General features: G+C 63.4%; 11 protein-coding genes. 4 read left to right on the plus strand and 7 right to left on the minus strand.

The annotated features are described in order from the left end of the window. Window position 1: 1 nt before the first annotated feature. Window positions 2-781, minus strand: a complete 780-nt coding sequence (locus BUS06_RS31545) for a GntR family transcriptional regulator (protein WP_074268233.1) — start codon at window positions 779-781, stop codon at window positions 2-4. A gap of 195 nt (window positions 782-976) precedes the next feature. Here BUS06_RS31545 and BUS06_RS31550 point away from each other — a divergent pair, with 195 nt between their 5' ends. From BUS06_RS31550 to BUS06_RS31560, 3 genes are all read left to right on the plus strand, one after another. Then, entirely contained in the window at window positions 977-2278 is a 1302-nt protein-coding gene (locus BUS06_RS31550) for an MFS transporter (RefSeq protein WP_074268234.1), read from the plus strand. A gap of 285 nt (window positions 2279-2563) precedes the next feature. Continuing rightward, window positions 2564-2857, plus strand: a complete 294-nt coding sequence (locus BUS06_RS31555; RefSeq protein ID WP_074268235.1) for a type II toxin-antitoxin system Phd/YefM family antitoxin — start codon at window positions 2564-2566, stop codon at window positions 2855-2857. Further along, on the plus strand, window positions 2814-3119 hold the full coding sequence (locus BUS06_RS31560; protein ID WP_143787690.1) for a Txe/YoeB family addiction module toxin: 306 nt from the start codon (window positions 2814-2816) through the stop codon (window positions 3117-3119). Before BUS06_RS31555 ends, BUS06_RS31560 begins: the two co-directional genes overlap by 44 nt. Before the next feature lie 37 nt (window positions 3120-3156). On the opposite strand, the gene BUS06_RS31565 is transcribed toward BUS06_RS31560, so the two are convergent. Further along, window positions 3157-4080, minus strand: a complete 924-nt coding sequence (locus tag BUS06_RS31565) for a DMT family transporter (protein ID WP_074268237.1) — start codon at window positions 4078-4080, stop codon at window positions 3157-3159. A gap of 102 nt (window positions 4081-4182) precedes the next feature. Between BUS06_RS31565 and BUS06_RS31570 the strand changes: the two genes are divergently transcribed. Further along, window positions 4183-5118: a LysR family transcriptional regulator gene (locus BUS06_RS31570; RefSeq protein WP_074268238.1), complete on the plus strand. Its 936-nt coding sequence runs from the start codon at window positions 4183-4185 to the stop codon at window positions 5116-5118. On the opposite strand, the gene BUS06_RS31575 is transcribed toward BUS06_RS31570, so the two are convergent. From BUS06_RS31575 to BUS06_RS31595, 5 genes are all read right to left on the minus strand, one after another. Next, window positions 5103-6161 carry an ABC transporter ATP-binding protein gene (locus BUS06_RS31575; protein ID WP_074268239.1) on the minus strand — a complete coding sequence of 353 codons (1059 nt, stop codon included), beginning with the start codon at window positions 6159-6161 and terminating at the stop codon, window positions 5103-5105. The two genes, BUS06_RS31570 and BUS06_RS31575, sit on opposite strands and share 16 nt — an antisense overlap. A 38-nt stretch (window positions 6162-6199) precedes the next feature. Further along, complete coding sequence (locus BUS06_RS31580) at window positions 6200-7804, minus strand: ABC transporter permease (protein WP_074268240.1); 1605 nt, start codon at window positions 7802-7804, stop codon at window positions 6200-6202. After that, entirely contained in the window at window positions 7805-8836 is a 1032-nt protein-coding gene (locus BUS06_RS31585; protein WP_074268241.1) for an iron ABC transporter substrate-binding protein, read from the minus strand. It abuts the gene before it with no gap. Window positions 8837-8988: 152 nt separating this feature from the next. Beyond that, complete coding sequence (gene efeB / locus BUS06_RS31590; RefSeq protein ID WP_074268242.1) at window positions 8989-10287, minus strand: iron uptake transporter deferrochelatase/peroxidase subunit; 1299 nt, start codon at window positions 10285-10287, stop codon at window positions 8989-8991. Window positions 10288-10289: 2 nt separating this feature from the next. After that, window positions 10290-11456: an NHL repeat-containing protein gene (locus tag BUS06_RS31595; protein ID WP_074268243.1), complete on the minus strand. Its 1167-nt coding sequence runs from the start codon at window positions 11454-11456 to the stop codon at window positions 10290-10292. Between the last annotated feature and the right edge of the window lie 56 nt (window positions 11457-11512).

Below are 11512 nucleotides of genomic sequence, written 5' to 3' on the forward strand. Positions count from 1 at the left end.
TTCAGCTCCCGGAAGTTGGAGTGCGCGCGCGTCTCGCGCGCGGCTTGCGGCCGTTGGCATGCGCGGCTTCGGCCTGCGCGCGTTCGGTCAGGAAACGGTAGAGCAACTCGCCGGTGCCGAGCAGATGCGCGGTCAGCAGCGAGCGTGCAGCGGAGATGTCGGCGCGGCGCACCGCGTCGAGTATTTCCGCGTGTTCGCGATCGGACTCGTCCTTGTACAGCGGTAGTCCGAATTTGAGCCGTAAATAACGTTCGCCGCGCCGATGCAGCGTGGCAATCATTTCCTCGAGTTGCGGTCGTGCGGCCGGCGCGTAGAGGCTCATATGAAACTCCTCGTTGCGGGTCACGTAGAGCGCCGGATCCATCTCTTTCTCCGCAGCGCGGCACAGCTTTTCCGACTCACGCAGCGTTGCAGCGGTGTGGTGCGGAATGGCGAGGCCGACGGCGAGACTCTCAAGCGCCGAGCGGATCTCGTAGATTTCGCGGGCTTCGTCCGCCGACAGCGGCGCGACCGTCGCCCCCTTGTGGACGGTGACCTTCGCCCAGCCTTCGCCTTCCAGTTGGCGTAGCGCTTCGCGCACGGGAATTGCGCTGACCGAGAAATGGCGGGCAATGGCGTCCTGCCGCAAGGGGGCACCGGGGGCCAGCGTGCCTTCGACGATCGCCGTACGCAAAGCGTCCGCGATCACGCGTGACGTGCTGGCCCGCGGCGTGGCCGCTACGGGCAGAAAGGGGACGCGCGCAGCGCTGTCCAGGGGAAAACCATCGGTTGCATCGTTCATAAGTTCAAATATTATATATGAAATGACGCGTTTTGCACGAGGGAAATCCAGGGTCCAGGAAGCAAGCAGACTGTAGGGACCGCGTTCAGAAAGTGTCAGGGGGCTGTCTGGCGAAAGCCCATGTAGTCGCCGCACGCACGCTAACCCGTTGTTAAGAATAGGCAATTGGCAATCCAACCGTAGTATCGGAGGAGCATGATGAATTCAATCTCGGACCGCGCGCGTGTCGCGCGGCATCGCACGCCACTAAACCGCTCGCAGATCGCAGGGTTCTGGGGCGCATGGGCGGGCTGGACGCTGGACGGGATGGATTCGTTCATCTACGCGCTGGTTCTCACCCCGGCGCTCACCGAACTGTTGCCGCGCTCGGGCTATGCCGCGACGCCAGCCAACGTCGGGCTCGCCGGGTCGATCCTGTTTGCGCTGTTTCTGATCGGCTGGGGGCTGTCGTTTATCTGGGGGCCGCTCGCCGACCGCTTTGGCCGCACCAAGGTGCTGGCCGGTACGATCTTCACTTTTGCAATTTTTACGGGACTTTCGGCGATCTCGCAGAACGTCTGGGAACTGGCTATCTTCCGGTTTATTGCGGGCGTGGGGATCGGCGGCGAATGGGCGCTGGCTGGCACCTATGTGGCCGAGGCGTGGCCGGAGGACCGTCGCAAGATGGGGGCGGGCTATCTGCAAACCGGTTACTACGCCGGCTTCTTTCTGGCCGCGGCGCTCAATTACACGGTCGGGGTTCACTACGGCTGGCGCGCGATGTTCCTGACCGGTGCAGTGCCGGTGGTCGTCGCAATCCTGATCTTGTTGCGTGTGAAGGAGCCGGAAAAATGGCAGAAGGCGGAGCCGCAAGCCGTGCGTAGCAGGCCATTGCGCGAGATTCTCGGTCCCGTGTACCGGCGCCGCACGTGGGTTGCCTGTGCGTTGTTGACGATTGCGATTATCGGTCTATGGGCGGGCGCGGTGTATGAGCCGTCGGCAGTGATCCAGCTTGCGACGCGTGCAGGAATGGGTAAGCCGGATGCGATCCGCACGGCGTCGATCGCAACTGGCTTGCTGTCTATTTCGACGGTTCTCGGGTGTCTTGCGCTGCCGCCGCTAGCGGAACGGATCGGGCGTAAAAAGACTCTGGCGATTTACTTCGCCGGGATGGCGGTGGCAATCGCGGGCAGCTTTGGGTGGTCGTTTTATATGCCTAACGGACTGGTGCCGTTTATCGCGTGGTTGTGTGTGCTGGGGTTCTTCGGCGGCAACTTTGCGCTGTTCAGCCTGTGGCTGCCGGAGCAGTTCGAAACGCGTGTGCGGGCCACGGCGTTTGCGTTTTGTACGTCGTTCGGACGGTTTGTCGGGGCGGGCGTGAACTTCCTGTTGGGCGCGGCGGTGCTGCATATGCATACGCTCGGTATTCCGGTCGCGCTGACCGCGGTGGCGTTTGTTATCGGGCTCTTCATCATCCCGTTTGCGCCGGAGACGAAAGGGGAAGTTTTGCCGCAGTGAGAAGCAGCGGAAAGCTGTCCTGCGCACGTCGATAGCCAATCGGCCAGGTGGTGCCTGGCCGTGATACACGGCATGCTTCTGATTGTTAGCGGGCGTGCAACATCCTTGGCCATATGCTTGAGGTGTTGTACGAATTTCTGTACAATGAACTCCGGGTCGGGAGTTTCCGATTCGCGCTCGTCAGTGGACTTGCTCGCTTTGTCGCCGGGCTTTGTTCGCCGCAGGAAATACCGCTAACTTTTTTATCAGGAGCGGCCGGAGGCACGCCTTCGGGCCGGATAAGCCATGAACACCCTTACTTACAGCGAGGCCCGTGCTGGCTTTAAGCAAGCGATGGACGACGTCTGCCGCGACCACACGCCTATGCTGATAACCCGGCAAGGTGGCGAACATGTGGTGATGGTTTCGCTCGAGGACTTCAGCGCCATGCAGGAAACCCTGTATCTGCTGAGCTCTCCGAAGAATGCCGAACGGCTTGTACGTTCTGTCGCCCAGATCAATGCACGCAAGGGTACGCCGCGCACACTGCTAACAGATGAGCAAACAGAAAGCCCGAAACAAGGAGACCGTGAGGTCTGATAGTGTTTTTGTCTTTACGGATGAAGCTTGGGAAGACTATTTGCATTGGCAGAGAGTCGATCCCAAGGTATTGCGGAAGGTCAACGAACTGCTTGAAGAATGCCGGCGTGACCCTTTCAAGGGCGCGGGCAAGCCGGAGCCCCTGGTTGGCAATCTGACGGGTTTCTGGTCACGCCGCGTGAGCCTTGCTGATCGCCTGGTCTATATGCCGCAGGACGGATTGATCTACGTCGCCGCCTGCCGTTTTCACTACGACGATTGAATGGAATCCGGGCGCCGCGCCGCCCGGTTCTTTCGTCTCAATCCGTCGAACGACTCGCCCTTACCCCACGCCGCAAAATCGACACGAGCGGCCACCCAAGATTGACGCCAAGGCTCGCCGTCACAATCAACGCCATCCCGGCCAGTTGCAATGGCGACAGCGCCCGCCCATAAACAACCGCATCCACGACGATCGCGGTTAGCGGATAAACAAACAGTAGTACCGCGATGATCGGCGTGGTCAGCTTGGGCAGCGCGCCGTAAATCAGCACATACGACAGCCCGGTATGCAGCACGCCCATGCCGACGAGCCAGAACCATTGCTTGGGCTCGATATGGGCCACCGAATGCAGCGGCGCAATAAACGCCAGGCAAACCACACCAACCAGACACTGAGCGAGCGTCAGCAGATGCGGGCGCAACTGACCGAGACTCTTGGCGATCAGCGTCACGCTTGCATAGAGCACTGAACCGGCCAGCGCTTCGCCCACACCGATCAGATAACCGGCATGCCCTTGCAGGTTTTCGCTGGTGGCCACGCCCGAAGCCAGCACGAGTCCGACAAACGCCGTCGCGATCCAGCCGAGCCGGTCGCCGCCGAGCCGCTCGTTGAAAAGCGCCGCACCCATCAGCACGACCCAGAACGGCTGCACATGAAACACCACGGTCGCGACCGCGATGCTGGTGCGGTGAATGGCATCGAAGAACCAGACCCATTGGGTCACCATCAGCGCACCGGACAGCACGGCGAGCAACACCATGCGCAGCGTAAATTGCTGCGCCCTGAAAAACCCCTTCCACGCGCAATAACCCGCTAGCGCGAGAGATCCGAACAGGCAGCGAAAGAACACCATCGTCATTGCATCGAGACGCGCTTCCTCGACGAAGATGCCGATCGTCCCCATCAGCAAACCACCGCTGGCGAGGGTGATGGCGCCTTGTTGACGCGAGGTGAGTGACATGCAGAACGCTCCGTGACCGAGACCCTGGTCGAGTATCGGGGACTTGCGAGGCAACGACAAACGAATAAAATTGAGAAATCTGATAAGCCGGGCTTATAAATCATGAACCCTGAATTCGACGTGGATCTGTTGCGTACCTTCGTCGCCGTGGTCGAGACGGGTAGTTTCACGAAGGCCGCGGCGACCGTGCATCGCTCGCAGGCGGCGGTCAGCATGCAGATCAAAAGGCTCGAAAGCATGCTCGGCACGACGCTGTTCACGCGTGACACCCGCAACCTGGCGCTGACGCGGCCAGGCCACACGCTGCTCGAATACGCGCGGCGGGTGATCGATCTGCATGAGGAAGCGTGGTCGGCGATCGTACGGCCCGAGGTGACTGGGCGGGTCGTGCTGGGGGCGCCAGACGATTACGTGTCGTCGTTGTTGTCGCCTGTGCTCAGGCGCTTTTCGAATCTGTACCCGCAGGTCGAGATCGAGATTGTCTGCGCGCAAAGCACGGCACTCGCGCCGATGCTGGCCGACAACAAGATCGACCTCGCATTCGTCACCCGCGATCGCAAACTGCGCGGCGAATTTGTGCGCAGTGAGCCGATGGTGTGGGTGGGGGCGTCGGAAGATACGCCGGTGCTGGCGGCCTCACCATTGCCGGTGGGCTTATACGAGCCGGGCTGTGTAGCCCGTACGCATACACTGGCTGCGCTCGATAAAGCGCGGATTCGTTACCGTGCCGCATACAGCAGCGCCAGTCTGCTTGGCCTCGTGGCGACCGTGGATGCCGGATTGGCAGTCATCGCGCTGACTCGCTGCAGCGTGCCGACACGTCTTGCCATCCTCGGCGACGCGCATGGCCTGCCGAAGATCGAGCCGCTGGAAATCGTGGTGGCGCGCAGCGCCAAGTCGGACCGCCCGACCTGCGACTATCTCGCGGCGCAGATGATTCAGGATTTGTCGGTGCGCTCGCAGTCTCGCGCCTCGGTGGCTGCGCCATCTGCCTTGACGCGCGAGGACCGCGCGGCGGACGTTCAGGCGCGGGCGTAGGCGGTCACGTCGCCGTCGATGGCGAGCCTCACGCGCTCGCCCGGTTGCGGTGTCCGGTAGCCCGGCACGCGGGCGCGCACCACCGTCCGCGCCGCCGACTGCAACTGCAGCGCAACGCCGGCATCCTGTCCCTGGAAGGTCACGTCCTGCACGATGGCATCGAACGAAGCGGTCCCATCCGGCGTGGTTTCGTTCGCGCGCCACAGACGGATCTGTTCGGGGCGAACCATTACGTCGACAGCGCCGTCCCGTGCCGGCGCCGATAGCGTCAACTCACCCAATTCACACGTAACGCGATCACGGGCGGCAACCCCCTGCAGCAACACCGCCTCGCCGATAAACGAGGCGAGTTCGCGCGTCACCGGACGACGGTAGATCATCTCCGGCGTATCGGTCTGGATCAGCTTGCCTTGCCACAGCACTGCGACTTCGTGGCCCAACGAGAGCGCCTCGGATTGATCGTGCGTCACCAGCACCGCAGTGGCGCCGGCCGCGGCCAATGCGCTGGCCACCGCCTGGCGCGTTTCGAGGCGCAGGGCGGCATCGAGCGAGGAGAACGGTTCATCGAGCATCACAAGCGTCGGCGATGGCGCCAGCGCGCGCGCCAACGCCACCCGTTGCTGCTGACCACCGGAAAGCTGCTGCGGCGCGCGGTCGGCAAACGTCGCCGGCAGGCCCACGAGCTCGAGCAGTTCGGAGACGCGATGCCGGACGCGCCGTTGCGTGCGCGGCAGACCGAAGACGATATTGTCCGCCACTGACAGATGCGGAAACAGCGCGCCTTCCTGCGGCACATAGCCGATGCGGCGCTGCTCCGACGGCACATGCAACGCATCGCCGACAACCCGCCGGCCGTCGATTTCCACGCTACCGTGGTCCGCGCGTTCGAAGCCGCACAACACGCGCAGCAAGGTAGTTTTGCCGCTGCCGGACGGACCGAGCAGGGCGAGCAGCGTGCCGCGCTCGACGGACAGATCGATGCCGTGCAGCACCGGGTTGCCGTCGAACGATTTTTGCAGGCCGCAGATACGAAGGTCGCTCATGAAAATCCGATGGGGAAAGCGGTAGATTCCACGCAGTCTTAGCTGCGTTCGCCAAGCAGCGCCGAGCGGCCGAGCAGCGCAAACAGCAGGCCCGAGGCGCACAGCGAAATGCCTGTGAGCAGCGCCGCATAGGGCGCAGCAGCGGCGAAGGCCATGGTCGATGTGTCGGACCAGACCTGGGTGGCGAGCGTCTGGGTGCCGATGGGGGAGAGTAGCAGTGTGGCGTTGAGTTCGGTGACCACCGAGATGAACACCATCGAAGCCGCTGCACCCAGACCTGGCCCAGCCAGCGGCAATAGCACGCGAACCAGAGTTTGTCCCCAACCGAGACCGAGCGCACGCGCCGTCTCTTCGAGCCGCGGTTGCGCCTGCATCAGCGCAGCGCGCACACTCACCAGCGCGAGCGGCAGGAACAGGATGGCATAAGTGATGATCAGCAGCGTGGTGCTTTGGTACAGCGGCTGCAACGCGTGCACGGCGAGTGAGACGACTGCCAGCGCAATCACGAGACCGGGAATGCCCTGCGCCAGAAACACGGTGCGTTCGAACAGCGTGGCGAGGCGTCCCGGATAGCGCACCAGCAGGAACGCCAGCGGCACGATCAGCAGGGTGGTGAGGACGGCCGCACCGAGGCCGAAGCCGAGCGACGAAAGCGTCGAGTCGAGCAGCAATTCGGGCGAGACGTCGGCCGGCGTGACAGCGGCGGCGCCGGGCTGCGTGAGCCAGTAGCCGATCATGCCGAGCGGCACGCCGAGCGTGGCGACGGTCAGCGCGGTAAAGCCAGCAACCACCAGCCAGCGCCAGAAGCCGAGGTCATAGCGCAGCACCGCGCGGCGCGTGCCGCGATCGACGCGTTCGTAACGCGCGGCCCCGCGTACGCGGAATTCGAAGGCCAGCACAACGAGACACATCACGATCAGCAGACAGGCCAGCAGCGATGCGCCGGGGCCGTCGAAACTCGTGCGATATTCGGCGTAGATCTCGGTTGTGAAGGTGCGAAAACGCAGCAGCGTGAACGCGCCGAATTCGGACATCACACCGAGCGCGACCAGCAGCATGCCGCCGAGCAGAGCAGGGCGCAGTTGCGGCAGGATCACGCGAAAGAAAGTGTTCCAGCGGCCACAGCCGAGCGAGCGGGCGCTTTCTTCGAGAGCCGGGTCCATGCTGCGCAAGGCAGCTGCGACCGGCAGATAGACCAGCGGAAAATACGCGGACGTAATGACCAGCAACGCGCCGTTGAAGTCCTGCAGATCGAGACTGAACGATACCCACGCATAGCTCGTGATGAACGGCGGCATCGCGAGCGGCGCGGCCATCGCCACGGCCCAGAAGCGGCGGCCGGGCAGGCGGGTGCGTTCGATAAACCAGGCCGCAGCTGTACCGATCACAGCGCAGGCCAAAGTGGCCGACACCGTGATCATCAACGTATTCACAAGCAGCTCGCCGACGAGCGGCCGGAACACCAGTTCGGCCGCCTCGGCGAAGCCAAAACTTGCCGCCCGCCACACGGTGAACGCGAGCGGCAACAACACCAGCAGAGCACTGACCGCGGCAGCAGCAAACAGACCACCAGGCGCGCGCTTGCGCGCACGCGCCGGTTCAGGGACAACAGCCGGCGCTGCGGCTGACACGGCGTCGCTCATTTACAGCAGTCCGGCCTGGCGCAGCAGCTTGCCAGCCTGGCTGTCGTCGCCGAGTTGCTGCACGGTCAGCGTCGGCGGGCTCAGTTCGTTGAACGGCTTGAGGATCGGGTCCGGAGCCACGCCGTTATGCAACGGGTACTCGAAGTCGACATGGCCCTTCGCCATCAGATCCTGAGCGCGTTCGCTGACCAGATAGGCCAGGAACTTCTGCGCGCCTTCCGCGTTGTGCGCCGACTTCAGCACTGCTGCGCCCGAGACGTTGACGAGTGCACCGGCGTCGCCGTTCGTGAAGTGATAAAGCGCGCTACGGGTGGACTTGTCGCCGATTTCGGCATGCAGACGCGCCCAGTAGTAGTTGTTGATGAGGCCGGTTGCAACCGCGCCGCGATTCACCGCCGCCACCACGCCTTCGTCGTCGTCGAAGATCTGCGAGTTGGCCTTCAGGCCCTTCAGCCAGTCGAGCGTCTGCGCTTCGCCCTTCAGCGCGATCACGGCGCTCACGAGCGGCAGGAAGTCGCCGTCGCTCGGGGCAATGCCGACCTTGCCTTTCCATTCCGGCTTGGCCAGATCGAACAGCGATTGCGGCAACTGGCTCGGCTGAACCTTGTTCGTGTTGTAAGCCAGCACGTTTTCGCGTGCGGTCACGCCAACCCAAACGCCGGTCGGCGAATCGAAGCGTGCCGGCACGGCCGCGAGGGTCGACGCATCGACCTTGCCGAGCAGCCCCTTTTCCTCGAGCAGCATCAGTTCGGGCGAGTTTTCCGTGAAGTACACGTCAGCCGGCGACGCCGCGCCTTCTGCAACGAGCTGGGCAGCCAGTGCCGGGCCTTCGCCGGTGCGGATCTTGACGGAGATGCCGGATTGATTCTGGAAGTCCTTCGCGAGCGCGTTGACCACCTGCTCGTGCTGCGCGCTATAGAGCGTGATCGATTCAGCGTGGGCGGCGAGCGGCGCTGCGCTCAACGTCGCCAACAGAAGAGCCGCCGCGCCGCTGATTGCGCGGACACGGTTGCCAAGCCAGGAATGAGTCATGATTCAGAATTCCTTTTGTGATGGTATTTGATCTTTGTTCATACGCGGCGCGCCGCGAGCGACACCGTTGCGGGTGCCGGTCGCGGCGCGAGTGGTGGTCCCGCGCATCCAGCCAAATCTGCTTCATGAGAGCCGCGTGTGGCTTTCACTGCTTACGTTTCGAACAGCCCAGCGCCGATGTACGAACCGGGCTTCGCTCCCGGCGGACAGGCAAACACCGCGCTGCCGACGTGCGTCGTGAACTGGTTCATCATGTCGAACTTCGAGAGCTTCTCGTTGATCGGGATGAAGCCGGTACGTGGATCGCCCTGATACGCGATAAAAATCAGGCCTGCGTCGTACTCGGTTTCCTGGCGCCATGGCGGCCAGCGCTCGATGTAGAAATTCGAGCCGTCGTTGTACGAATACGAGCGGCGCAGAATCTGCGCGCCGTTGTTGGTGGCCTGGTTCGACAGGCGGACGTGCGAGTTTTCCGGAATGACCGGATTGCCGTCCTTGTCCTGGGCGTCGAGATCGAGCGGCTCGAATTCGTTCTTCTTGCCGATCGGCGCACCGCTGTACTTGTGACGGCCGAACACCTGCTCCTGGAAATCCTCTTCCGTCATGTCCCAGTGTTCGAGCGTGATTCGGATACGGCGCACGACGCTATACGAGCCGCCTTGCATCCATGCGGCATCCTTGCCGTCAGCCCAGACAAACTGGTTCATCAGCTCAGGCTTCTTGATAGACGGGTTGTTGGTGCCGTCCTTGAAGCCCATCAGGTTGCGCGGCGTCTGGCCGCGCGGACCCGACACGAAGCCGGCCTGCCCCCAGCGCATCGTCGCCGCGCCGTAGCACTGGCGCACCAGTTGGCGCACCGCATGGAAGGCTACTTGCGCGTCGTTCGCACAGGCCTGAATGAACAGGTCGCCGCCGGTCTTTTCCGGAATCAGCTGGTCGCCGTTGAAGCGCGGTAGATCGACGAGCGCAGCAGGGCGCCGATCGGCGATGCCGTATCGGTCCTTGCCGCCCGAGGTGAAGAGTCCAGGGCCGAAGCCGAAGGTCACCGTCAGGCCGGCCGCACCGAGGCCGAGCACGTCGCCGGAATCCGGCGCGGCCTTGCCGTCGGGGCCGGGCAGCGCGCCCGCGGGTTGCCCTTGGGTCATGCGCGCGGCCGAGTCGGTCCACGTGCGCAGCAGGGCAATCACATCTTCGCGCTTGGTCGTGGTGAGATCGAGTGCTGCGACGTAGATATGCGCCTGCTGCGGCGTGACGATGCCGCTCTGATGCTCGCCGAAGAACGGTTCGACCGCGAGGTACGGATCGGCGGCGTGCGGCGCTTGCGACTTGTTGAGCGCGGCGTGGGCGACGCCGGTCGCACCCAGGCTTGCGCCTGCGGCGACCGCCGCCCCCCCCGCTTTCAGAAAACCGCGCCGGGCAGGCCGCTTGGGGGGATTTGTATCGTTGGCCATGATTACTTCGCCAGTACCAAAGTGTTCACGTCGTCTTGCACGTAGTAAAAGCCATCGCCGGCCGGCGTCATGACGATGCCGAACAGGTCGCCGTTACCCGGGGGCGATTGCGCCTTGTCGGTGTCGATCCAGCGTGCGTAGATCTGCTTGCCGGTGGCGGGATCGATCTCGACGACCTGGCCGTTCAGCGCGTTCGTCACCAGCAGGTGGTTGTTCGGCGCCACGACCATTGCGAGCGGTCGGTGCAGCAGTCCGTCGGCGGTCAGCTGGCGGCCGACACCGGCGCTGGTGTCGCGCGTCATCGGATCTTCGATTGCGTTGACACGATTGCCGATAGCGTCCGAGACGTACAGCAGCTTCTGGTCGGGCGAGAGCGCGAGGCCCGTCGGTCCGATCAGGAACACGCCCTTGTCGGCCTGCGCGCCAAAGCCGCTGCCGACTACCGTTTCGCTCTTCACGACCGGCGGCTTGCCTTCGGGAATATCGAGTTCGAGACGCAGTACCGTCGCCTGCTTGAACACCGGCGGTTCGCCGTCCGGGCCGACCGCGGTTGCAGCACCCACGCCGAAGCCCGCGTTACTCACGAACAGGGTGGCGCTATTGCCGTTGTCGACAACCGCCATGTTGCCCCAGGGGTCGTTGATGTTCGGGCTGGAGATCGTCGAGACGATCTTGCCTTGCGGATCCAGCACGATCAGGCAGCCGGCGCCCTTGGTGCCGGTGGTGCCGTCATTGCTCGGCGTGCTGCCGACGATGACCCAGCCCGACTTCAGCATGGTCATTGCCGTCGACAGACCGACGCCGCCCGGGCATTCCTTCAGGTCGCGCGGAATCACCGCGAACAGCGACATCTGCCTCGTGTCCGGGTGGTAATCGACGATCGTGCTGCCGGTGCCCTGCAGGTTGGTCGAGTTGTTGAAATTGTCGACGAGCACGTCGTCTTTTTTCACCGTGCCGGCCGTAACCGGCGCGACCACGATCGCGTACGGATTCTGGTCGCCGTTGTCGGGCACCGTGTTGATGAGCGTAGTGTGCTTGTGGACCGTCTCGAGGAATCCTTGCGGATCGGCGTACGCGGTGCCGGCCGCGACCAGCGCAACGGCGCTCGCCGCTGCTGCCATCAGTGCCCGCGTAGCGCGTGGCAAATACTTGCGCCTGGGGTAGTTCATGCTTGAGCCTCCGTGCCTGCGCACAAAGCGTTGAATGCGGTCATGATCGAAAGCAT

Origin of the sequence: Paraburkholderia phenazinium (assembly GCF_900141745.1) — a bacterium.
Taxonomy (GTDB): domain Bacteria; phylum Pseudomonadota; class Gammaproteobacteria; order Burkholderiales; family Burkholderiaceae; genus Paraburkholderia; species Paraburkholderia phenazinium_B.

Coding starts and splice junctions, on each gene's coding strand:
- BUS06_RS31545 (WP_074268233.1), bottom strand. CDS start 781: ATGAACGATGCAACCGATGGTTTTCCCCTGGACAGCGCTGCGCGCGTC.
- BUS06_RS31550 (WP_074268234.1), top strand. CDS start 977: ATGATGAATTCAATCTCGGACCGCGCGCGTGTCGCGCGGCATCGCACG.
- BUS06_RS31555 (WP_074268235.1), top strand. CDS start 2,564: ATGAACACCCTTACTTACAGCGAGGCCCGTGCTGGCTTTAAGCAAGCG.
- BUS06_RS31560 (WP_143787690.1), top strand. CDS start 2,814: ATGAGCAAACAGAAAGCCCGAAACAAGGAGACCGTGAGGTCTGATAGT.
- BUS06_RS31565 (WP_074268237.1), bottom strand. CDS start 4,080: ATGTCACTCACCTCGCGTCAACAAGGCGCCATCACCCTCGCCAGCGGT.
- BUS06_RS31570 (WP_074268238.1), top strand. CDS start 4,183: ATGAACCCTGAATTCGACGTGGATCTGTTGCGTACCTTCGTCGCCGTG.
- BUS06_RS31575 (WP_074268239.1), bottom strand. CDS start 6,161: ATGAGCGACCTTCGTATCTGCGGCCTGCAAAAATCGTTCGACGGCAAC.
- BUS06_RS31580 (WP_074268240.1), bottom strand. CDS start 7,804: ATGAGCGACGCCGTGTCAGCCGCAGCGCCGGCTGTTGTCCCTGAACCG.
- BUS06_RS31585 (WP_074268241.1), bottom strand. CDS start 8,836: ATGACTCATTCCTGGCTTGGCAACCGTGTCCGCGCAATCAGCGGCGCG.
- efeB (WP_074268242.1), bottom strand. CDS start 10,287: ATGGCCAACGATACAAATCCCCCCAAGCGGCCTGCCCGGCGCGGTTTT.
- BUS06_RS31595 (WP_074268243.1), bottom strand. CDS start 11,456: ATGAACTACCCCAGGCGCAAGTATTTGCCACGCGCTACGCGGGCACTG.